Source organism: Lysobacter sp. Soil_N_23 (genome assembly GCF_057656135.1).
Map to the genome: position 1 here is coordinate 19655 of NZ_JBDGKY010000016.1, position 22561 is coordinate 42215.

General features: G+C 63.5%; 16 protein-coding genes. 8 read left to right on the forward strand and 8 right to left on the reverse strand.

From position 1 onward, the window contains the following. Position 1: 1 nt before the first annotated feature. Positions 2-751, forward strand: a complete 750-nt coding sequence (locus AC3A3X_RS12770) for an ImmA/IrrE family metallo-endopeptidase (RefSeq protein ID WP_487583402.1) — start codon at positions 2-4, stop codon at positions 749-751. A gap of 83 nt (positions 752-834) precedes the next feature. Here AC3A3X_RS12770 and AC3A3X_RS12775 read toward each other — a convergent pair whose 3' ends face one another. The 5 genes from AC3A3X_RS12775 to AC3A3X_RS12795 form a co-directional block, all read right to left on the reverse strand. Then, positions 835-1617 (reverse strand): AlbA family DNA-binding domain-containing protein, encoded by a 783-nt coding sequence (locus tag AC3A3X_RS12775; protein WP_487583403.1) that lies wholly within the window; start codon positions 1615-1617, stop codon positions 835-837. Positions 1618-1902: 285 nt separating this feature from the next. After that, the gene (locus AC3A3X_RS12780) at positions 1903-2409 is read right to left on the reverse strand and encodes a hypothetical protein (RefSeq protein ID WP_487583404.1); all 507 of its coding nucleotides are present in this window, start codon (positions 2407-2409) and stop codon (positions 1903-1905) included. Between the two features lie 1231 nt (positions 2410-3640). Further along, entirely contained in the window at positions 3641-4156 is a 516-nt protein-coding gene (locus AC3A3X_RS12785) for an HAD domain-containing protein (protein WP_487583405.1), read from the reverse strand. A gap of 417 nt (positions 4157-4573) precedes the next feature. Continuing rightward, complete coding sequence (locus AC3A3X_RS12790) at positions 4574-4825, reverse strand: peptidase (RefSeq protein ID WP_487583406.1); 252 nt, start codon at positions 4823-4825, stop codon at positions 4574-4576. A 32-nt stretch (positions 4826-4857) separates the two neighbouring features. Next, complete coding sequence (locus AC3A3X_RS12795; RefSeq protein ID WP_487583407.1) at positions 4858-5889, reverse strand: alpha/beta hydrolase; 1032 nt, start codon at positions 5887-5889, stop codon at positions 4858-4860. A 320-nt stretch (positions 5890-6209) separates the two neighbouring features. Here AC3A3X_RS12795 and AC3A3X_RS12800 point away from each other — a divergent pair, with 320 nt between their 5' ends. The 6 genes from AC3A3X_RS12800 to AC3A3X_RS12825 all read left to right on the forward strand — a co-directional run bounded on the left by AC3A3X_RS12800 (position 6210) and on the right by AC3A3X_RS12825 (position 16846). Beyond that, the gene (locus tag AC3A3X_RS12800; RefSeq protein WP_487583408.1) at positions 6210-9434 is read left to right on the forward strand and encodes a YadA-like family protein; all 3225 of its coding nucleotides are present in this window, start codon (positions 6210-6212) and stop codon (positions 9432-9434) included. Between the two features lie 61 nt (positions 9435-9495). Further along, the gene (locus tag AC3A3X_RS12805; RefSeq protein ID WP_487583409.1) at positions 9496-11262 is read left to right on the forward strand and encodes a S8 family serine peptidase; all 1767 of its coding nucleotides are present in this window, start codon (positions 9496-9498) and stop codon (positions 11260-11262) included. Between the two features lie 251 nt (positions 11263-11513). Further along, entirely contained in the window at positions 11514-11792 is a 279-nt protein-coding gene (locus AC3A3X_RS12810; RefSeq protein ID WP_487583453.1) for a protease inhibitor I42 family protein, read from the forward strand. A gap of 111 nt (positions 11793-11903) precedes the next feature. Beyond that, on the forward strand, positions 11904-14246 hold the full coding sequence (locus AC3A3X_RS12815; protein ID WP_487583410.1) for a winged helix-turn-helix domain-containing protein: 2343 nt from the start codon (positions 11904-11906) through the stop codon (positions 14244-14246). A gap of 463 nt (positions 14247-14709) precedes the next feature. Continuing rightward, on the forward strand, positions 14710-14964 hold the full coding sequence (locus AC3A3X_RS12820) for a hypothetical protein (protein WP_487583411.1): 255 nt from the start codon (positions 14710-14712) through the stop codon (positions 14962-14964). 193 nt (positions 14965-15157) lie between these two features. Then, positions 15158-16846 carry a tetratricopeptide repeat protein gene (locus AC3A3X_RS12825; RefSeq protein ID WP_487583412.1) on the forward strand — a complete coding sequence of 563 codons (1689 nt, stop codon included), beginning with the start codon at positions 15158-15160 and terminating at the stop codon, positions 16844-16846. Here AC3A3X_RS12825 and AC3A3X_RS12830 read toward each other — a convergent pair. The 3 genes from AC3A3X_RS12830 to AC3A3X_RS12840 are packed head-to-tail and all read right to left on the reverse strand — an operon-like array spanning position 16831 to position 19302. After that, positions 16831-17961, reverse strand: coding sequence for a serine hydrolase domain-containing protein (locus tag AC3A3X_RS12830; RefSeq protein WP_487583413.1), 1131 nt, complete (start codon positions 17959-17961; stop codon positions 16831-16833). The two genes, AC3A3X_RS12825 and AC3A3X_RS12830, sit on opposite strands and share 16 nt — an antisense overlap. Next, positions 17958-18695: a GntR family transcriptional regulator gene (locus AC3A3X_RS12835; RefSeq protein WP_487583414.1), complete on the reverse strand. Its 738-nt coding sequence runs from the start codon at positions 18693-18695 to the stop codon at positions 17958-17960. Before AC3A3X_RS12835 ends, AC3A3X_RS12830 begins: the two co-directional genes overlap by 4 nt. Before the next feature lie 46 nt (positions 18696-18741). Next, complete coding sequence (locus AC3A3X_RS12840) at positions 18742-19302, reverse strand: VOC family protein (protein ID WP_487583415.1); 561 nt, start codon at positions 19300-19302, stop codon at positions 18742-18744. A gap of 281 nt (positions 19303-19583) precedes the next feature. Between AC3A3X_RS12840 and AC3A3X_RS12845 the strand changes: the two genes are divergently transcribed. Further along, positions 19584-22544: a TonB-dependent receptor domain-containing protein gene (locus AC3A3X_RS12845; RefSeq protein ID WP_487583416.1), complete on the forward strand. Its 2961-nt coding sequence runs from the start codon at positions 19584-19586 to the stop codon at positions 22542-22544. Positions 22545-22561 lie beyond the last annotated feature (17 nt).

Genomic DNA, 22561 nt, shown 5'->3' on the forward strand with positions numbered 1-22561 from the left:
TATGGTGTTGGCGCCGGCTGAAGCATTGCTCAAGAGCTACGGCATCATCGAGCCGAGCCAGATTGACTTGGATGCTATAGCGTATGACCAACGCGCTGTAGTGCGATATCGCTCACTGGAAGGATGTGAAGCGCGCCTAGTCGCAGGCGTCGAAAGCGCTGTAATTAGCGTCAATACGATGGGGGCGAGTCTTGGTCGGCAGCGGTTCTCGCTGGCTCATGAGCTGGCGCATTGGCTTTGCGACCGACGCACCGGTTCGTTCCTGTGTGCGAAGAGTGACATCGGCCCGCAGAACGCCGAGGCGAAGTCTGTCGAGGCTTTTGCTAACGCGTATGCCAGCCAACTGATACTTCCCACGTATCTTGTGGATCCATGGCTGGCCGGTCGTGCAGCCTCCCTGGCGGTCGCGCGCTCTCTAGCTTCTGAGTTCCGGTCAAGCCTAACGGCGGCCGCCATCAAGCTCATCAAGCGGACCCACGACGTCGCGATGGTGGCACGCCATGGGCAGGGGCGACTGGTCTGGCATCAGCGAAGCATGAGCGTTCCGTCGGAGTACTTCGTCTTGCCGGAGTTGCACCAAGATACCGACGCGTTTACGTTGAGCTTTGGTGGCGCAGTCAGCGATCGTCCGCGGCGCGAGCCGGCTAGCCGCTGGCTTGCCGGTCCGAACGTTGTCCGCCTCGACGCGATTACGCAATCTGTCAGACTTCCCGATGGCACAGTGTTGTCCCTAGTTTCCTTTGGGAGATGATGCTGTGCGCGGAGTCGCGTGACGTCGATGAGCAATCATGCAGAGGATAACGCGTCTGAATCCAAGATATGTCTGGTCCGCCATCACAACGACCAGTCGATCTCGATGTCTAAAACGCCAAGGCCTAACTCGGCGAAGACCTGAGCCTTCTTTCGTTCGTAGATACCCTCGATAAAGCCCTTAAAGTCTGATGACTGCTGATCGTCTGAGGGGCTTTCGTGTGCCCTTATGGCTTGGCTAATCCAGCTGTCGTTGTGATGGCGCCACTCGTCCAGGACACGAAGTTGCTCGAGATGCTTGGTGAGGTCCAATGCTCCTTGGTTGGAGTGCCCTGTTTCGATTCGGCGGTTTAGGAGCTGCTGTAGTTCGTCGTGATCCGCTTCTCTCGAGCTAGTGCCAGAGCGGACATAGATTGCATTCTTCCTAAGGTCCTGCCCATCAGAGAGGGCCAGATACGGCAACTCCTTCGGATCGCTCTCGGTCAAGACGACTTGAAAGGATTTTCCGGTGAGTTCGGCGAAATCGGAGGAGACATAGGTAAAATCGAGCACGAAGTAGTTGAGCGACTTTGGCAGGAACCTCTTTAGGGTCATCGTCACCTGGGCCTTATCCAAAACGGACGAGAGACCGCTCGCCACGAGTTGACCGCTGGTGCCTTGGCGAACACCGATTACAAGTGCACCGCCACCAGAGTTTGCAAGCGCCAAGATGTGCTTGGCTAGCTTTGGAGTGTCTGGCCAAGCCTCTTTGAAGTCGAGGTGGTCAGCTTCGCCGATGCTGTTCCTAATTAGTTGCCGGAACGCGTCTCGAGTAGGCTCACTGAAGAATCTGGCAAATTCCTCATGCTGATCCTTTTGTAAGCGCATGGTTCGTCATCTTCCTAGCGGATCATGGCTGCTTGCTGGAATCTGTGCCGAGCTTATTCCAATCACTTCCCTGTCGAGAGACGCCACAGGTCGTGCAGACGTAGTCGCCCGTTGCTGACCCGAAGTGGTACTCCTTCGAAAGGACAGGGTGATCGCAGGGATTGTCTCCCCAGGCCTTCCTGAGTGCAGCGGCTTCCCTAATTTGCATTCACTTCTCCTTACTTCCGTTTCGGCGGCGGTGGTTCATATCCGCGATTGGGTGTGTTGAGCCCACCGCCGTTGCCTCTATCGTCCCGCTGCGGCCGGGGCTCTGGTTGCGGACGAGGTTGGGGGCTGGACGGCTTTCTCTCGGTCATTTCGGGGGGCTCCTGTTACGAGATTCTTTGTGGCAAATGCGGCCATGAAGCAAACCCCGACAAAAAAGAGGATTGCGCCACTGGCATTCAGCCAACGTGTGATCCTGGAAAAGAAACCTCCAGGCGGCTGGCAGAAGATCGTGTTCTCATCGCACTGAATGATGGCTCTGCGTAGGGCCAGGCGGCTAAGGTAGAACGATGCGAGGACAGCAAAGGTACTGAAGGCCCATGCGGACCAAGCGCATATCAACCAACTTGGGTTCTGAATGGGATTTGTCCCGACGATGTCCTTCACAAAAACGAAGGACACGCCAAGGGCGCCGCCGGACAAAGCGATAACTGTCTTGTCGAAGTCTTCTTGAGCTTTTTGCTCTGCGACGACGAGCCATTGCCGGTACTCAGGGTCGACCTCCGGTGGAGAGGATTTTGCTTCCATCACTGGTGGCTTAGTTGTCATAGCGCCTCCCTGTCTAGCTCCATGTACAGGCCCCCCGGAAAGCTTATTCAACCGCGCAACCGGTCACAAGTTCTGCGCTTGGTGCGCTCCGCAGCTAACGCGCCTCTGCCCCGAAGTTGCCACGCGACTCAGCTGGGGTGGGCGACTACACGCCGCCCTAGGGCACTCTCGATCCCAGCATCGGCATGAAGGCCGACCCGCCGGAGGTAGTTGACCGGATGGACGCGACGACCTACTGCGGCCAGTTCGTGCTGAAACACAGCCCGCCCAGCCAGGTGGACTACCCGCGTGCCGGAGCCGGTGCTTAAGTCCGCTTCCGACCCATTGCGACATTGGCCGGGCCATCCGAGCCGGCCCGCTGGATTCGGCCGTACGCTGGCTTGCTAGCCGGATCCCGCTTGCATAAGCTCAAGCCGAATCAGGGGTTGCAGCCTATTCGATTGGGTGTGGCGTCAGAATGACTGGACCCACGGGTCCGTTTATTAGGTAGTTGAGGCAGTACGCAGTTCTCACGGCAAAATCTGAAAACCCAAAGGAGCATTGCTATGACGACAATCAAGCCTGGCCCGAAGCCGATTGCCAAATCGACGGGGAAGCCGGACAAGCGTCGGCGGGACAACAAGGAGACTCCAGGAAATACGCCTTCTCTCAAGCCTCATAAGCACAAGAAGGGTAGCTGAAGGTTTGCCTCTGCTTTGCAGATGTGTCGCCTAACAATTCATTCAAGCCGACGCCGCTTCGCGGCGCGGCTTAACTCAGGCGTTGGCGAATGGCCGCTTGTGGCCGATAGCGGACGCTCTCGACGGGTAGTGTCTCCAAGGCTGTGGCCAGTATTCGTTGCGACGAGTTGGGTACGCACACCTCGGCACGACCACGGCCTAAACTGTCCAATTATGAAATTCCAGCTAATTGCCGCTAATTCTTCGAATGCTGTGCTTTCAATAACTTAGCCAGCCAAGTGGCGTCGCGGGCAAGCGGAATTTCGATCAAATCGTCAGCAGCTTGATGACTTCGATCGACCAGAAGTGGACCTTGCGCATCGTTTCATAGCGAGGTTGATTCGTCCGGCGGGCGGAGCGTTTCGTGGGTATTGGCCATGCAGCCACCCATGTCTTCATTCGATATGGTGACGCATTGGTAGTCGCTTCGGCAGTAGAGCTCCGCCTGTACGCACCTCCGCCCTGGATGACGCTAACAAGAACCATAGGCGTCACGGCCCCAGCATTTGCTTGAGGCGCTCGACTAGATTGCTTTGCACCGTAAGATTGGCCAGCGTGCCCCAGGCCAGCACCAGGTGTTCGCGCTGGTCTTCGGGGAATGAGTCTCCATCATCGTCTAGCGCGAGCCATGGGCCTGAGTAACCTGGGCGTCGGCGCTTCAGCCAGACATCAATGCAGTTGTAGCGCGTGGCGAAGGGGGAGAGGTAGTCGTTGGATCCCGCCCTCAGTTCGGGAAGCCAGATCGAGTCGACCACGTGCGTCGCCAGTGCTGGCGGCAACAAGGCGCGGATCTGTTGGAGGCTACGCGTGTAGGCCCACCAGCTTGAGATTATGATCTCGATGCGATCGGCGTACGGTGCAAGCAAGGCTTCCAGAATGGGTGCCTCAATTAGCCACGGCCCTGCGTACGGTTCTGCAGTCTCGCGGCCTCGATCGCCTTTCTTGAAGGTCCACGTCGGGTGCAGCGTGCCATCGAAGTCAAGGAAGAATGGCATGAGTGGGGCCATGTCTAGTTCACTCCCTGGCGACACTGGCCGCCATGCATACTTAGCTTAGGTGACTGTTCGAAGGAGTCGAACCAGAAGCTTCGTGCGCTCTTGGGGATAGGACTTCATTTCCAGAACCTTATCGACCCAATGATGCGGCCGGGATAGAACTTCGAGATCACGCCTCTCAACTTTCGCGACGGGCAATCAAGGAGTTTCGACTGCCGGACGATAAGGTTCTATTCTCGGTCCACAACAAGTTGTCTACAGCAAATGGAATTCCATCTTGGGTAATGGAGTTCTATTTCAGGCAATAGAGTCTGCTCCTCGCATTTGTGGTACGAGATAATAGTTGGTCCAACTTAGTATTCGTCGGCCCGCCGCCCGGCAATGTCTAGCAGGTGAGACGGTTTAGGGGCGACCCTTCCAAAGGCTACGTTAGCGCTTCACCGGGGGATTCTTGCAGAACGCATCGAATGCCTCCTTCGTCGGCTCGTAGCCGTTCTTCTTCGCAAGCTCCCAAGGGCGCTCGCACTGATTCAGGTCGGCACACCATGAGTATCCTGCCGATGCGATGCAACCGTGTGCATCACTGTCTGATCCAGGCGCGATTGCCGGAGGCGGTGTTTGAGTAGTGCAACCGCTCAAGCTGCCGATCAGGGCCGCAGCCATAGAGAGTGGCAGTTTCATGTAAACCTCCTGTCGACTGGGTTGTCGTGACTTCAATCGTCAATCTGCTCTGTAGAGCGGGCCTCTGGTACATCGCTCTGTGCGGTCGCTGTCTTGAGGAAGCTGATCATGTGGGCCAGCGCTTCGCGACCTTGCGGACTATCCAGATTGAACTGGTACTCGTGCGGCAAGGCGGGGCTCATGCCTTGCGGGAAGAATAGGGTATCCACGGCGACGCCAAGCGTGCGCAGCTTGTCCGCCAATGCAACGGCCTGCGGCTCAAGCGGATCGCCGTTGCCGCTGGAAATGAAGCTGCGCGGAAACGCGGAAGTCACATGGGGCGTGATCGACATCAGTCTGAACTGCTCGTCGTTGCGGAAGTCTTTGATCCCGGAATAGGCCCACAGCACGGTTCTCAGGAACCAGCCTTGATCGCCTTCATAGTCGACGGTATCCAGGTCGTACGCCCCTGACAGCAACAGCAGGGCGCGGAGACGATCAGGCGCAAGTGCCGGCGCAATGCCGACCCGAGCCGCGTAGTCTGGATCCGTCGTAATGATCCCCACTTGGGCGGCGATCTGGGCGCCCGCCGAATCACCCGCCAGCACGATGCGGCGGGGATCGATTCGAAGCTCCGTCGAGTGACGCATGAGGTGGTCGAGCAGCGCGTTCACCTGGCGTAACGGTTTGGGATACGCCGAGTCACGACCGGTCGAGTACTCGACACCGATGGTGGCATAACCCTCCCCGGCAAGCACCTTCAGATAGTTCGCGACGCCTTCCTTACTGCCTCCGATCCACCCCCCGCCATGCACCCATACCACGACTGGAAGCGGTTTGGTCGTATCACCGGGGTAGTTGAGATCGAAGACCTCATCGTTTCCTGCCCCATAGGCCAGGTTGGAACGGGAGACGATCCCGGCCGGGACGTGTTTTGCCAGTCCCGCTTCGGAGGCGGCGTCCCCGCCTGAAAACGCGCGAGCAATGACGAACGCCGATGGCCAGGGGCTGAGATAGAAGGCCAGGGTGACCGCCACGGCGATGATGGCGGCGATCCCGGCAGACCAGAGGACGAAACGTTTCATTCGACGGAGCCCAAATCGCACGTGGTGTCTTCTTGAGAGCCTAGCGCAGCGATTCGGGGGAATCGTCGATAAATCATGAATTTGACCGCCATTTGTCCAATGTTTGATCGACGTTTGATGGGTCGACCGGGAGATTTGATCGATCTCTGAAGCTCGCCGGCGTTGAGGGGGGCACGGTTGGGGCGGGGAATTTCGGCAGGGGGCATCTCGGTCGGGGTTATCCCCGAAACCTCAACCCGAGACCAGACATGCCTTTTGAGCTTCCTGTTTGCCGGCTGCAACGCCGGGTCCTCGCTGTCGCCCTTCTATCCGCCCTAGCCATGCCGGCCTACGCAGGTGCCAATTGCCAATTGCTGGACGGGGTCGGTAATCCGATTCCTGTCGACAGCTCCGCACCCGGCGCCGAGGCCCTCGCATGTGGCCCGCGTGCCCAGGCTGGCGGGGACAAGGCCGTCGCGGTCGGCGACGAGACGAGCGCGTCCGGGAAGAACGCCGCCGCGGTCGGTTCTTGGGTTGATCTGGACGGCGACGGCCTGGTCGATCCCAACGAAATCACCTGGGCTGGCGGCGACAGTGCCACTGCGATAGGCGCTGCAGCCCAGGCGCTTGGCAAGTCGGCGGTCGCAGTCGGTGCCCAGACGCAGGCAAAGCTCGACAACAGTATCGCCGTGGGCAATCAGGCCCAGACCCAGGCGGTCAACAGCACCACTGTGACGACCACCGTACTCAGCACGCCGAACGTAACGTCGTCCACGACCTCCAGTGCGGCGGCCACCGGCACCAACACCGGCAGCGTCGCGGTGGGCAGCCAAGCCCGCGCCAACGGACACAACAATCTGGCCTTGGGCACGGGCGCCACCACCGAGCGAGTCAACGGAAGCCAGACCGCCACTGACAACGCCGGGGTCATCACCAGGGAAGTGACCCTGCTGGCGACGCCGGCGCAGAACGCTGTCGCCATCGGTACCTCCGCCCGCGTCAACGGCACGGGCAGCATTGCGTTGGGCAGCGGCGCGACCGTCGAAGGCAGGAATCCCCAGGTCGTCATCCATACCTCCCGCGCTCCGAACGGCCAGTTCGACACGATCGTGCTGACCACGGCAGCGCCGGCCAATAACGCCATCGCCATCGGCAACAACGCAGCGGCGCGGGGCACGAACAACGTCGTGATCGGTGCAGGCGCAGGTACGCCGGGCGACAACATCCTGGGAGTCTTCGATCCCGTCACCGCCATTCCGGTCCGAGATCCGGTGACCGGGCAACTGCTGTGGTCGGCGCTGCAGAAGGACGAAAACTCCACCGTTGTCGGGGCCTCGGCACGCACGGTACGCGGCTACGGATCGGCATTCGGTTACAGCGCCCAGGCTTACGGACGCATGAGCACCGCGCTGGGTTACACCAGCTTTGCCGTTGGCATAGGGTCGACGGCTGTGGGCGGCTTCCTCGACGACCGTGCCGCCTTCGGTGCCACGCCGACGCTGTTTCCGAGCGTCACCAATCCCTATGGCCGCGCTGTTGCTTTGGGTATCGGTGCGCAAACGTTCGGCAGTGGTGCCTACACCTGGGGCAACTACGACACGGCGGTGGGCCCGGCGGCGGCCACGAGCGATCTGAGCTACTCCGACCCGGGTTATGCAGGCAACGGCACGGACGTGAAGCTGATCAACGGCTCGACGGCGGTTGGCTTCAAGGCATGGGCAGAAGGCCACGCCAGCGTCGCGATGGGTGTGCAGAGCCATGCGCGCTACGAGAACTCGGTCGCGATCGGCTCCAATAGCTTGTCGGGTGCCAACGCGGTCGCCATTGGCAACGCGACAGAAGGTTGGGGCCAATACGCAGTGGCCGTGGGCGATACCGCCAACGCGGCCTGGCACGAGTCAGTGGCCATTGGCCACAACGCGGTCGCAGGCACGGCAGGCGCCACCGTGAACGCCACCGCCGTGGGCGCGGCCGCATCGGCCACGGGCAACAACGCCACCGCCAGCGGTTACGGCGCGCAGGCCTCGGCAGACTCCGCCGCTGCCTACGGCGACCAGGCCCAGTCGACGGGCGAATACGCCTCGGCGTTCGGCGCATTTGCTTACTCCAGCGGCGGCTATAGCCTCGCCGTCGGTACCAACGCCTTCGCCATCGGTGCCAATAGCGTTGCCACCGGCTACAACAGCAGTGCCAATGGCGACGACAGCATCGCGCTGGGCAGTTTCGCTGTCGCCGACAGCGCGCTGAGTACCGCCCTTGGCAACGGCGCGATGGTGATGGCCGACAACGCCGTTGCCGTCGGTGCGAACTCGATGGCCGACCGCGCCAACACGGTGTCGGTGGGAAGCCTCGGCAACGAACGGCAGATTGCCCATGTCGCCGCCGGCACCGACGCCACCGACGCGGTGAACAAAGGCCAGCTCGACATCGCCTTTGCCAGCGTCGGTGGCGCGGTCGGCGACCTCGATGCGGCAGCAGTGAAGTACGACGACGCCGGTGCCAAGGACGCAATCACGCTCGGCGGTGCCGGCGGCACCACCATTACCAACCTCTCTGCGGGCAGCAACGCCGGCGATGCCGTGAACTTCGGCCAGCTCGATTCCGTGGCATCGGTGCTGGGCGGAGGCGCCGCGTTCGGCGCTGACGGAATGCTCTCGGCTCCGACGTTCTCGGTCCAGGGCAGCAACTACGCCAACGTCGGCGCCGCCTTCGGTGCCTTCGACAACGTCCTCACCGGGCTCACCACCCGCATCAGCGTGCTTGAGCAGGCCCCCGGCGGTGGTGACGGCATGCCGATGGGCAGCGGCAACGGACTGGCGATCGGTCAGGGCAGCGCGGCTGCCGATGCCACCGACACCGCGATCGGCCATGGTGCAACCGTTGCCGCCGATGGCAGCACCGCAGTGGGTAGCAACAGCCTGATCGATGCCGCGGCCACCAACGCCGTTGCAGTGGGCGCCAATGCCAGCGTGAGCGCGGCCTCGGGCACGGCTGTTGGCCAGGGAGCGCTGGTGACGGCGGACGGTGCAGTCGCGCTCGGCCAAGGATCGGTGGCCGACCAGGCCAACACCGTTTCGGTGGGCACGACCGGCAACCAACGCCGCGTAACCAACGTCGCCGATGGTACGGCCGTCACCGACGCAGCCAATGTCGGCCAGGTGCAGGCTGGCGACGAAGCGACCCTCGCCAGCGCCAATGCCTATGCAGATGGCACGGCAACCCAGACCCTGACTCGCGCCAACGCCTACACCGACAGCCGCTACCAGGCATTGAGCGATGAGTTCACCCAACTCAGCAACGGCATCGATGCACGCCTGAACCAGCAGGACGAGCGCATCGATCGCATGGGCGCAATGAGCGCGGCGATGATGAACATGTCGATAAATGCGGCCAACAGTCGCAGTGCGCGCGGTCGCGTCGCGGTGGGCGCGGGCTGGCAGAACGGCGAGAGCGCGCTCTCGGTTGGCTACTCCAAGGCAGTTGGCGAGCGTGCATCCTTCAGCATCGGCGGCGCCTTCAGCAGCGACGATTCGTCAGCCGGCGTCGGCTTCGGCATCGATCTCTAACTGGCCCGGTGCGGCGCCATCCGACGCCGCACCTCCTTACCTTTCAATTGGAAATCCGCACATGATTCTTCGTCGCACCACACTCAGCATGCTGCTCATGAGCGCCTGCCTGCCGGCACTCGCTGCCGGCGCGCGCATCGACTTCTCTTCGATCGACGACACCGCCATCAGCCCCAGATTCATCGTCAAGTATCGGGATGGCAGTGCCGAGAGCGTCCAGCCGGCGGCCCGGCAGCGGTCTCTGGATGCCGCCGTCAGTCGCGTGCAGTCCTCTGCCACGCAGCGCGCTTCCGGACTGCGGATCAACACGCTGCGCGAGACTGCGCGCGGCGGCATGCATGTGGTCAAAGCTACCCAACGTCTCGCGCGGCCCGATGCCGAGGCCCTCATGCGCCAGATCGCCGCAGATCCGAACGTCGAGTACGTCGCAGTTGATGCGCTGATGCATCCGACCGCACTCCCCAACGATCCCGTCCTCGCCACGCACCAGATGTGGCATTACGGTGCCGGTGCCGGTGGCGCCCGCGTCACCACGGCGTGGGAGCAGGCAACGGGCAGGGGCGTGGTCGTGGCGGTGGTGGACACCGGCGCGACTGCGCACGCCGACCTGGTCGGCAACCTCCTGCCGGGCTATGACTTTATCACTGACCCATTCATCTCGCTGAGGCCGACGGCCGAGCGCGTTCCTGGCGGCTGGGACATCGGCAGTTGGAATGCCGCTGGCGAGTGCGGCTCCGGATCGACCAAGCGCGACAGCAGCTGGCACGGTACACATGTGGCCGGCACGATCGCCGAAGTGACCAACAATTCTATCGACGGCGCAGGCGTAGCGCCCGAAGCAAAGGTCGTGCCCGTTCGCGTACTCGGCCGTTGTGGCGGGCTGACTTCCGACGTCGCCGATGCCGTCATATGGGCTGCAGGCGGCACAGTTGCTGGTGCAGCGGAAAACCCCAATCCGGCTGAAGTCATCAATCTCAGTCTCGGCAGCTCACAGACCTGCCCCCAAGTCATGCAGGACGCCATCAATGCCGCGGTCTCGCTGGGTGCAACGGTAGTGGTCGCAGCCGGCAACGATAACGCGGACGCCGCAGGTCATTCTCCGGCAAGCTGCGCAAACGTGGTCAACATCGCTGCCACCGGTTATGGCGGAACGCGTGCCAGCTACTCCAACTACGGCCCGACGATTGACTTGGCTGCGCCAGGCGGTGGCGGCGTCGAAGGCTCTCCGAATGGCTACATCTGGTCGACGCACAACACCGGAACCACGGTGCCGTTGGCCGGCCGCATCGTCGGTATGACCGGTACGTCGATGGCGGCGCCGCACGTGTCAGGCGTGGTTGCTCTGATGCAGAGCGTAGCGCCGACGCCCTTGTCGCCCGCAGTGATCGAGGGGTTGATAGTGGCCTCTGCACGACCGTTCCCGGTCAAGCCGGCAGCAAACACACCGATCGGCGCAGGCATCCTTGATGCTACAGCGGCAGTCGAACGGGCGAAGACCTTCGGCCAGCCGATCGTCGCCAGGCCGTTAGCGAATAACCTCGCCGAGCCACTTCCGCCGCTGGCTGCTGGGCAGAGTCTGATCTATGCAATTGATGTGCCCGCCGGTGCCACTCGGTTGGAGTTCCTGAGCTACGGCGGCCGGGGCGTCCTACTCGCATACGCCAACTACGAGGCCGAGCCGATGCCGACAATGAACATCGGGTCCTCGGCGCGTCCCGGCACAAACCAGACCATCGTGCTCACGACGGTTCCGGAGGGCCGCTACTACCTGAAGGTCACGGCGGCGAGCGACAGCGCCGGCGTGCTGTTGCGGGCAAAAGTGCTCTGACCGCATAGAGACAGTACAAGGCTGAAGAATCACATGGCCGGGACCGGCGAGCGTCCCGGCCTCAATCCAAGGGGGAAGTGTCATTGATTCTAAAGCGGGCGCTAGCACTGTCCATTCTGCTGATCCTAGGGGCGTGCGACGAAACGCACTCATTTCAAAGTGATCTGAGGGCGGTCAGCGTATCCAGGAAGCCCGGCACGCCAACCGTGGACATCGGCCCTGGAGACACGATCGCGACGGTCAATGCAAGGATGGGTCAGATGCTGCGGGTACATCTCCCTGCAAGTTCGGCGACCGGTTACCAATGGGTGCTCGAGGGGGAACCCCCTTCCTTCCTGATAATGGAGGTCGACCCCGGAGGCAGTTCAACGGATGTAGTCCTTCCGCGAGTCGAGGGCGGGGGCGTACAAAGCTGGCACTTCTCTGCCGAGCGACCAGGCCGCGGGATATTGCGCTTTGCGTACCGTCGGCCATGGGAGGTTAGCGCCGCTCCGTTCAAGCGGGTGGAATACGACGTCTACTTCCGCTAATCGAGGCCTCGGTGGGAGGTTCCATCGAAGGTCGGTTGCCCCCTTATCGATTAGTATGGCCATGCTGCCCGGCGCGACCTTGGGACACCGGGGCGAACAAGGGCAGAGCGCATGCCCCTCCTGTTGTACCGCTTTGGCGAATTCGAACTGGACGTTGCCTCCCGCTTGCTTCAGCGGCGTGGGGAACGCGTGCCGCTGCCGACGAAATCATTCGAATGCCTCGCCTACCTAATCGCGCATCGTGACCGCGCCGTAGGGCGCGACGAGCTCATCGCTGCGGTCTGGGGGCGGGTGGAGGTAAGCGATGCCGTCGTTTCTCAAACCATGTTGCGCGTCCGCAAGGCACTGGATGACATCGGTAACAAGCAGGCCTACGTTCGAACTGCACCGCGCTTCGGTTACCAATGGGTCGCGTCTGTCCAGGAAGTTCCCCATATGGAAGACGCCACGATCATCGAGGTGGCGAACACAAGAGATGGAGCGCCTGAGGAGTCCGCAGATACCGCATTGCCGACGGTGACTCAGGTCCGCAGAAAGACGTTCCTCTGGATCGCGCTCGGCTTGTTGGTTGCCGCCGCTGGAGTGGGCATCGTGTCGTTCCTTCACAGATCTAAGTCTATCCCTGCGGAAAGTAGTCTTCAGCGGTCACAGGAGCTCGTACTGATTCTCCCTGTGTCCGTGACGCCGACCAACAATGAGAGTTCTTGGGTGCGTTTGGGGGGCATGGACTACGTCGCGAGCCGAATCCGGCAGAGCGGACTCAAGGTATTGCCAAGCGAGCAGACTATGCATCTGAACGCCCAGGTGGGGAACCCAACCGCATTTAGCGCTGCCGCCTTGCAGACTTTACGCTCTTCGAGTGGTGCTCGATGGATCGTTGCGCCGGAAGCCCGACGTGACCAGCGCGGATGGCGCGTACGTTTGAACTTTCACGAACCGAGCCGTCAGTACGTCATTGAGGCACGTGCCACGACACCGCTCGCGGCCGCGGCGTCGGCGACAGACTCTTGGCTTAGGCGAACGGGTCGTCGTGGCGGAATTGAAGAGAATCTGCCAAGTCCACTGATCGAACGACTACAGCAGGTTGATGCGGAACTGGTTGCAGGCCAGCTCGCCGCGGCACAGCGCCTAATCGAATCGGCGCCCGACAAGGAAAGGTACGATCCGCGCCTGCGCGTTAGGGAGGCTCAGCTTGCGTATCGCACTGGAGGTCTTGACGACGCAACGAGCATATTCCAAAAGATCCTTTCCTCGCCGACGCGACCCGACAACGAGATCATGGCCAAGGCCCTGATGGGCCTGGGGGCCGTAGACATTCGACGTGAGAACGCTGCAGCAGCCGAAGCGCACTACACGCGGGCATTGACATACCTGGAGGCTGGACATGAGGATCTTGACGATCCTGGTCTGCAGGGCAGCGCGTACAACGGACGTGGTGTCGCGCGGGCAAAGCAGGAAAAGATGGAAGCTGCTGTGCAGGACATGGGCATGGCACGGATCTCCATGCAGCGTTCAGGCGATCTGGTTGAGGCCGCCATGGTCGACAGTAACCTGGGGATGCTCGAGATACTGCGAGGACACTATCCTCAGGCACTGGAAGAGTTTGATCGTGCGATTGCGGTGTTCGAGAGGTTCGACGTGCGCGACTACCTCGCGGCGACTCTGATGGCCAAGGCAGAGTCACAGCTCATGATGGCGCAGCCAGTCGGCGCAACTGCGTCCATCAATAAGGCAAGCTCGTTGGTCAAGTACGTGCGAGACCCCGCGCTGATCAATAGGATAGGTGCGGTCAGCACAGGTGCGCTGCTTTCCAGTGGCAGACTGCAAGAGGCGGGGAGGAGCATTGCGGATCTCAAGGCGCAGGGTATGAGCGAAAACAGCCCTGTGCTGCAGGAGCTGGTGCTTCGATGGAACCTTAGCAAGGGCGACTGGAAAGTGGCTGGAGCGCTGGCGAGCCAGAAGCCTGATGGCGAATGGGCTAGTGCATCTTTGGCCTTGGCAGGCGTCCAAGCCGCGCTGCGCAACAACGACGCCGACACGGCGAGGCGCTGGCTGCTGCGGGAGCCGAAGGATGCCCGCCCCACAGATCGCGATAAGTCCGCGGGGCTTTGGGACGTGTCACGTGCTCTGATGGCTGAGAGTCAAGGTGACCACGACGGCGCGATACAGGCCGGGCGACTGGCTGTCGCCAAGGCCGAGCGGCAAGGAAGTCCGGATGACCGCATCACAGCCGGCGTTGCTCAAGCCATGTTGCTGCTTGAAGCTGGCCAACGCGATTCGGCCGCTGCGACGCTAGGTGATTTGAGTGCTTTTGCGGGCACAGACTACCGCGTGGCATGGGCGATGCTGGCGCTCTACCGGGCGATGGGCGACGCAGATATGACGGCGGCGGCGTACGAACGTGCGCAAGCGCTTCGGGGTGAGCGGGACGTGTCGGTGAGGCCGACCCTCTAAATCTGATTGATGGCCCTTCGGCCATGGTCCGGAGCTCTGCACTGAGGTGGTCGCTGCGGTGTCAAGGGCCGCGGTCATTGAACCTGCCGAGAAGAGCCGTGGCACTTCCCCCTAAGAAAGATGGACTTTCCCCTGCCTCCGGGGTGCCAGGTCGCGTGTCTGTCTAGCACTGCAAGCGCTTCGTTTGAAAGCGCGCTCGGCAAAAGGTTCAATTGTGGCCAGCCGCGGCGCGTTGTTATCGAAGTGTGATCGATTGGCACAGTGATTTGAGGGGTCTTTGATGTCGCCAAGGGCTCGCCAGTTCATTCTTGATGACGGCCGCCATTGGCGACCTATTTCGTGTGACGCGTGGCGGCGCGGAGAAAGGCCGGTACGCCGTCCCAAGATTGAGCGCATATCGGAACACTATGGGGGCGAAACATTGACCTGCTCATCGCAACTGCGTCGAAATGCGGCTGGGCCAATGCTGGGTGTGGCCGCGAGAACGATAGTCAAACGAATTCTGGATCGCTGGAATGATCAGCTGAAGACGGTACCCTCGGACAATTCGTTGGACACAGCTGGGCAGCGCCTCTTTGTCGAGCAGGGGCTGGCGCGGTTCCTTCGGGACGTGGCCCGCGCCGCAGGCGATGTCGAGCTGCTATTGCTAGCTGACGAGACAGAGCGGCTGTTGACGAGTGTGACCAAGTCGCCCGCTATTGCCGAAAGTGACAGCTGAACAGTGGATAGCTTGGCCCGGAAGGGATTGTCTGCTTGCGCCACGTAGCTGGCGTCGCTTGCGGCACGCAGGCGCTGGCCGAGCGCCGGCATCTCCCGCGACCTGCTCTACCGAATCGAAAAAGGCGACCCGCGCTGCGGGCGCTCCACCCCGATGGGCGCATGATCCTCTTGGTACGACAGGAGGAGTTCCCATGACCCTGATACCGCGATGCCCGCTTTCGTCCATCCCGTACTGCTGCGCCGCCGTGATGCTCGCCGCCACGGCGTTCCCACCGGTCGCGCGTGCACAGGAGCAGACACACGCCGGACACGCGCTGGGCACGGTGCACATGCCTGTATCGTGCAGCGCGTCGACGCAGCGCGACTTCGACCAGGCGCTGGCGCTGTTGCACCACATGACCTATCCGCAGGCACGCTCGGCGTTTGCCGCACTGGCCACGCGCGAACCGGACTGCGCGATGGCGCACTGGGGCGTGGCGATGACGCTGTTCCAGCCGCTGTGGCCAACGCGACCTTCCCCTGCCGATCTCGCGCGTGGCGCGGACGAAGTGACTGCCGCGCGTGCCGCACCGACGCCCACCAGGCGCGAGCAAGGATTCATCGATGCGGCCGCTGCGTTCTTCGACAACGATGGCGAACCGTCCTACTGGGACCGCATCAATCGCTGGGAAGCGGCCATGCGTCGCGTGCACGAGGCATTCCCGCAGGATGACGAAGCCACCGCGTTCTACGCGCTGTCCCACCTGGCGGTTGCGCCAGCCAACCAGAATGCGCGTGCCAACGCCGACCGCGCCGCCGCGCTGCTGCTGACCGTCTACGAGCGCAACCCCGAGCACCCGGGCGCAATGCACTACCTGGTCCACGCCAACGACACGCCCGGGCGCGAACGCGAACTGCTGGATGTAGTGCGCAAATACGAGTCCATCGCGCCAAACAACCCGCATGCGCTGCACATGCCTACGCACATCTACACCAGACTGGGCGACTGGCCATCGGTGATTCGCGGCAACCAGCGCGCCGCGGAAGCCGCGCTGGCGTACCCGGCCGGAGACCAGGGCCAGTACGTGTGGGACGAGTTCGCCCACGCCATCGAGTATCTGGTCTACGCCTATCTGCAACAGGCCGACGACGAGGCCGCGTTTGCACAACTGCGCCGCCTGCAAACGCAGCCTCGAATGGAACCCAGCTTCAAAACCGCGTTTCACCTCTCATCCACCGCGGCGCGCTATGCGCTGGAGCGCGGCGATTGGAAGGCCGCCGCCGCCCTGCAGGCGCGCACGCCGGACACGCTGGCGTGGGACAAGTATCCGTGGCCCGAAGGCGTCACCTGGTTCGCGCGCGGCATCGGCGCGGCCAGGCTGGGCGACGCCGAGGGAGCGCAGGCCGCGATCGCTCGCCTGTCGCAACTGGAAGCAACCGCTGCGGCGAGCGGCGAGGACCTGTTTGCCCGCAGCATCCGCGTGCTGCGGCTCGCCGTGGAAGGCTGGCTTGCGCAGGGACAGGGCGACACCGGACGCGCGCGCGACCTGCTCAGCCAGGCCGCGGCCCTGGAAGCGGCGACGCCCAAGCACGCCGTCACCCCCGGCCCGACGCTGCCCGCCGAGGAACAGCTCGGCGACCTGCTGTTGCAACTCGATCGCCCCGTCGAAGCGCTGGCTGCCTACGACCGTTCCCTGAAGGCCTACCCCGAACGCTTCAACAGCCTTCTCGGCGCCGCCCGTGCTGCGCTCGCCAGCGGAGACCGCGTCCGCGCGCGCAGCACACTCGACCACCTGCTGGCCATGGCGAAAGACGGACCGCGACGACAACAGGCCGAAGCAGAAGGGCGCAAGGCGTTTGGAGAGGCGGTCCCTGGAGGGGGCCTTCAAGGTTCCCCTTGAGCCGTCGCGAGGCGTGCAAGTGCCTTGGCACGCGGGTCGCCGTTGAGGGCTGAGCCCATACGGTTGACGATATAGGCCACGCCGCGCGCGGAAGCCGGATCTGCGAAGCCAAAGCTTCCTCCCCAGCCGCTGTGTCCGAAGGCGCCGGGATGGTCGCCGTACAGGCTGCCGCGGTTTAGCGCGACGCCTCTCGCCCATTGCCGTTCGCCGAGCATCTCGTCGCGAGGCTCGCCGCGGGCCAGAACCATGCCGGCGATGGCGGGTGCGGACAGCAGTCGTACGCCATCGAGCTGCCCGCCATTGGCCAGCGCACCGTACATGCGCGCCAGCCCCTCGGCGCTCGCGTGCAAGTTGACGGCCGGCAGTTGCGCGGTGCGCCACGCAGCGAGGTTGGCGGTGTTGGCGTCGGGACGCGGGTTGATGGTGGGCCCGGCGGCAATGCCGTTCGGCTGGACCGGATGCAGGTCCGCCTGTGGAGGCACGATTTCCGCGATGTCGGCCTCGCGGCCGGGCGGTATGCCCAGCCACAGGTCGCAGCCCAGGGGTTGTGCGATGTGGAGCCTGATGTAGTCGCGGGGCATCAATCCGGTGACCCGACGGATCAGCTCGCCAGTGAGCCAGCCATAGGTCATGCCGTGATAGGAGGCGGTGGAACCGGGTGGCCACAGTGGCGCCTGCCTGGCCAGCCGTGTGGTGATCAGCTCCCAGTCGTAGAGGTCGTCGGTCGTGGTCGGCTCGACGAAGCCGTTGAGCCCGGCACGATGCGACATCACCTGATCCAGCGTGATCCCGGCCTTGCCCGCCTGCGCGAACTCCGGCCACCACCTCGCCACCGGCGCGTCGTAGTCCAGCGCCCCGGCATCCACGAGCTGGGCGATGGCCACGGCCATGACGCCCTTGCTGGCGGACCAGATGTTGGTCAGCGTCCGCCCGGTCCAGGGGCACAGCCGCGAAGGATCCTGGTAACCGCCATACAGGTCGACCACCTTTTCCCCGGCTTCGAAGACGACCAGACCCGCTCCAAGCTCGCGGAACTCGTCGCTGCGCTCGAAGTGCGCCGCGAACTGGTCCCGCAGGGCTTCGAATCCTGGCCGCAGCAAGCGCTCTACGATCATCGGCCGGCTGCTGCGCCGGGCCCGTCAGGCAGGAACAGTTCCTGATGCTTCTGCAGCTCGAAACGCGTGCGGCGGATGTGCTCGTGCAGCAGTTGCGCGGCGCCTTCGGCATCCCTGCGCCGCAGCGCGTCGATCATCAACTTGTGCTCGGCGTGGATGATCCAGTTGCCTTCATTGCCGAGCAGCTCGGTGAACGCGCGGCGGTAGTGCTGCGTGGAGTTCCAGAAGCGCTCCACCATGCCGCCCAGTTGCTGCATGCCGGCGGCCCGGTAACTGGCCAGGTGGAACTCGCGGTCCAGGCGCAGGAAGGTGTCGGTGTCCTCGGTCTGCGTCATCTCGATGACCAGGGCTTCGAGGCTGTCGATCTCGGCGTCGGTGATGTTGGCGACGGCCTCGCTGAGCGCCAGCGGTTCCAGGCGTTCGCGGATCTTGTAGATCTCCAGGCATTCGTGGAGGTCGAGTTTGGCCACCCACGCGCCGCGGTTGGGTTCCATCACCACCAGGCCGTCGTTTTCCAGGCGGCTCAGTGCCTCGCGGATCGGGATGCGGCTGGCGCCGAAGCGGGCCGCCAGCGCGTCCTGCGAGATCTTGCTGCCGGGGGCCAGTTCACCGCTGAGGATGAGCTCGCGGATGGCTTCGGTGACCCGGGTGCCGATCAGTTCGGCAGAGGGGCGGGTCTTGCCGGCGGCCCTTGCGGTATCGACGGAGTCCCCGTTGGCGGCGGTCGTGTTCACGGGTGGGCGCTCCCTGCGGATTGTATGCAATCTAATGTGCCGTCCTTCAGTCGGCCGGGCAAGCCGGGTGCCAGAGCTTGACCGTGGCATCGCGCTCGTAGCCCTTGCCGCCCGGGAAACTGACCAGTTCGAACTGCATGCCCCACGGGGCGAGGAAGTAGACCCAGGTCTGCCCGGCGCTGGGGCCGCAGTCGCGGACGGTCGGCTCGCCCAGTACCCGCACGCCGTGGTTGCGCAGGTACAGGAGGGCGGCATCGAAGTCGTCCACATAGAAGGCCAGGTGGTGCCCGCCAACGTCGCAGTTGCGTGGCGGCGTGGTGGCCTGGCCGTCCACCTGATACTCGAACACCTCGAAATTCGGCCCGTGGCCGCAGCGGAAGAAGCGCAGCTCCTTGATCGCGGCTCGGGACGGGACGTTCAGGTGCTCCTGCATCCAGTCGCCCCGATCATCCTGGATCGGGCCGATTGAATACACTCGCTCGCAGCCAAGCACGTCCACCAGGAAGCGCGTGGCGGCCTCCAGGTCCGGCACGGTGAAGCCCACGTGCTCCACCCCGCGCAGGCCGGGCAGACGGTTGGGTGGCGGTGTCTTGCCCTCTGGCTGCATGTTCTCCTCCTTATTATGTATACAGTAATACATAAAACAAGCTTGTAAACCCTTGTTTTGTCGAAGCTGATCTAGGTGCAGCTAGATTACTGTATACAATTTGTTGACCGGGCGTAGAAAACATGAAACATTTCGGCCATCGGTTCCCAGGCGGGACCGGCGCCCCGGGGGGGGGCGGCGACACCGTGATGGATATCGCTGACAACATTGAGGGGAACAGTTCGATGAGCAATGCGCGCAAGCTCCGTGCACCACATATGTATACGATTTCGTGCCGGAGGTTGGTCCTGCCGGGGGCGGTAGCGCTGGCGCTGGCGGCCCTGGCCACCGGCGCACAGGCGCAGGACGCCACCGCGACGGCCCAGGTCACCACGGCCACCGACGCCGCCGAGGCCACCGACACCGCCGCCAAGTCCGGCGCCAAAGAGGCCAAGAGCCTCGATACGGTGGTCGTCACCGGCTCGCACATCCGCGGAACCGCCCAGGAGGCGGCCCTGCCGGTGGACGTGATCACCGCCGAGGACCTGCGCCGTCGCGGTTCGCCCACGATGCTGGAATTGATCAAGTCGTTGCCCGTCACTGGTTCGGTGCTGGGCGAGTCCAACCAGACCAACACCAACCTCGGCGCGCAGGCCCGCAGCGGCGCCGGCACCATCAACCTGCGCGGCCTGGGCCCGCAGCGGACCCTGGTGCTGTTGAACGGCAAGCGCTTCCAGTACGGCCAAGTGGATACAAACCTGCTTCCGCAGGCCGCCATCAACCGGGTGGAAATCCTCAAGGACGGCGCCGCGGCCACCTACGGCTCCGACGCCATCGCCGGCGTCGCCAACTTCTTCACCCGCTCCGACCTGCTGGGCTTCGACGCCGCCCTCAACCACCGTTTCGTCGACGGCTCCGATGGCGACAGCGACCTGTCGCTCGCCTACGGCTGGCAGGGCCAGAACAGCAACCTGCTGATCTCTGCCGGCGCCCAGCGCCGCTCCGAGCTGTCGGTGATGGATCGCGACTGGTCCTACCTGCCGCGCACCGTCAACCCGACCAGCTTCTCGGCCTATTCCAACCCGGGCTCATTCTTCCCGTTGTTCGGCGCGGCCACGCTGGACGCCAACTGCGCCGATCTCGGCGGCGAGGCGGTCAACACCGGCAACATCCCGACCTGCCAGTTCCCGTTCGCGCCCAACCTCAACCTCGTCGAGCGCGAAGAGCGCTACCAGGTCTACGGCGAGTTCAATTCGTACTTCTCGGAAGACACGAGCTTCCACGGCGAGATGCTGTACGCAGTCAACGACACGCCGGACCTGCGCACCTCGCCGGGCTTCCCGCCGTTCAACGGCCCGACCGGTCCGTTCACCCAGTTCACCGTGCCGATCACCAACCCCGGCGCCGTGACCGCATTGGAGCGGGCGGGCTACAGCCCCGCGATGATCCCCTTCATGTCGCCCATCTTCCTGACCTACTGGCGCCCGATCGCCATGGGTGGCAACCCGCTGGACGGCGGCATGGGCGGCACGTCGACCGAGCGCGAATACAAGCTGTTCCGCGCCTCCGCCGGCCTGGAAGGCAGCTTCACAGACGACGTGCAGTGGCAGGCGTCGGTCACCTACGTGCGCGACACCGCATTCGCCAGCACCCCGGACATCCTGACCGCCCGCCTGCAGTCCGCGCTCAACGGCTTCGGCGGCGCCAACTGCTCCGGCACGGTCGCGGGCGCGAACGGCTGCCAGTACTTCAATCCGTTCTCCAATGCCGTTGCCCACAACCCGGCGCTGGGATTGAACAACCCGGGTTATGTGTCCGCCACCGCCAACGGCCTGGACCTGATCAACTGGATGTTCGGCAGCGTCGCGATCAAGTCGGAGTCCGAGTACTGGGTCGGCGATGCGGCCGTCACCGGCAAGACCGGCTGGGACCTCTCCGGCGGCAGCGTCGACTTCGCCGTGGGCGCGCAGGTGCGCCGCCTGGACTTCGAAAGCAATCCGCTCAACGACGCATCCAACTACCTGGTCCAGCCCTGCCCGACGCCGGGGCAGACCAACTGCGCCTTCCCGACCGGCGCTTTCATCTTCCAGGGCACCACGGTGCCGGCGCGCCTGAGCGAGGACGTGGAGGCGGTGTACGGCGAACTGAACCTGCCCTTCACCGACAAGTTGAACGTGCAGGCGGCGCTGCGCTACGAGAACTACGGCGGCCAGACCGGTTCGACCACCAATCCGAAGCTGGCCGCCAACTGGCAGGCCACCGACTGGATGAGCCTGCGCGGCTCGGTCGGTACCACCTTCCGCGGCCCGACCCCGGCCAACCGCGCGCCGGGCGGCTCCACCGTGGTCGCCTTCATCGGCCCGGCCGGCGGCTTCCGCGCGGTCGACAACTTCGGCAACCCCGCGGTCGGCCCTGAAGAGGCGTTCACCTACAACCTCGGCGCGATGTTCCGCGCCGACAGCTTCAACGCGAGCATCGACTACTGGAGCTACGAGCTGGAAGACCAGATCGTCTCGGTGCCGGCGGCCACGATTGCCGGTTCGATGGTGCTACCGACCGGCTTCGTCGACTGCTCCAGCGCGCTGCGCGACCTGGTCACCTTCGACAACAGCAATACCTGCACCCAGGGCACGACCCGCGGCGCCAACATCGCCCGCATCCGCTCCGACACGACCAACGGCCCGACGGTGAACACGTCCGGCATCGACGTCGCGATGGACTATTCGTTCGGCAACGTGATGGGCGGCGACCTGCGCCTGGATGCCAATGCCAGCTTCATCCTCGAATACGACCAGGAAGCGTTCTACTACCGCGATGTGCTGGTCTCCAACGCGTACGACGCCCGCGGCTACCTGAACTACGAGCGCCTGCCGGGCACCGTGTCCAAGTGGCGCGGCAACCTGGCGGCCGAGTACGCCCGCGACGCGCACGTCCTGCGCGCGTCGGTGAACTACATCGACGGCGTCGTCGACGATCGTGGCCGCGTCGCGGTGCAGACGGGCGGCTCGGTGGCCTGTTCGCTGGCCAATGCCGGCGTGGTGCCGGGTTGCCAGCTGAGCACGGCGGACGTGGACATCGATTCGTTCACGACCTTCGACCTGAACTACCTGTACACGTTCTCGGAGACGCTGTCGTTCCATGCGGGCGTGTGGAACCTGTTCGATACCGATCCGCCGCAGGCACGCACGTCGCTGAGCTACGACCCGGCCATCGCCAGTCCCTATGGCCGTACCTTCACGATCGGCGTGCGGGCACAGTTCTGAGCCCGCTGCAGTCGCCG

Coding starts and splice junctions, on each gene's coding strand:
- AC3A3X_RS12770 (WP_487583402.1), top strand. CDS start 2: ATGGTGTTGGCGCCGGCTGAAGCATTGCTCAAGAGCTACGGCATCATC.
- AC3A3X_RS12775 (WP_487583403.1), bottom strand. CDS start 1,617: ATGCGCTTACAAAAGGATCAGCATGAGGAATTTGCCAGATTCTTCAGT.
- AC3A3X_RS12780 (WP_487583404.1), bottom strand. CDS start 2,409: ATGGAAGCAAAATCCTCTCCACCGGAGGTCGACCCTGAGTACCGGCAA.
- AC3A3X_RS12785 (WP_487583405.1), bottom strand. CDS start 4,156: ATGGCCCCACTCATGCCATTCTTCCTTGACTTCGATGGCACGCTGCAC.
- AC3A3X_RS12790 (WP_487583406.1), bottom strand. CDS start 4,825: ATGAAACTGCCACTCTCTATGGCTGCGGCCCTGATCGGCAGCTTGAGC.
- AC3A3X_RS12795 (WP_487583407.1), bottom strand. CDS start 5,889: ATGAAACGTTTCGTCCTCTGGTCTGCCGGGATCGCCGCCATCATCGCC.
- AC3A3X_RS12800 (WP_487583408.1), top strand. CDS start 6,210: ATGCCGGCCTACGCAGGTGCCAATTGCCAATTGCTGGACGGGGTCGGT.
- AC3A3X_RS12805 (WP_487583409.1), top strand. CDS start 9,496: ATGATTCTTCGTCGCACCACACTCAGCATGCTGCTCATGAGCGCCTGC.
- AC3A3X_RS12810 (WP_487583453.1), top strand. CDS start 11,514: ATGGGTCAGATGCTGCGGGTACATCTCCCTGCAAGTTCGGCGACCGGT.
- AC3A3X_RS12815 (WP_487583410.1), top strand. CDS start 11,904: ATGCCCCTCCTGTTGTACCGCTTTGGCGAATTCGAACTGGACGTTGCC.
- AC3A3X_RS12820 (WP_487583411.1), top strand. CDS start 14,710: ATGCTGGGTGTGGCCGCGAGAACGATAGTCAAACGAATTCTGGATCGC.
- AC3A3X_RS12825 (WP_487583412.1), top strand. CDS start 15,158: ATGACCCTGATACCGCGATGCCCGCTTTCGTCCATCCCGTACTGCTGC.
- AC3A3X_RS12830 (WP_487583413.1), bottom strand. CDS start 17,961: ATGATCGTAGAGCGCTTGCTGCGGCCAGGATTCGAAGCCCTGCGGGAC.
- AC3A3X_RS12840 (WP_487583415.1), bottom strand. CDS start 19,302: ATGCAGCCAGAGGGCAAGACACCGCCACCCAACCGTCTGCCCGGCCTG.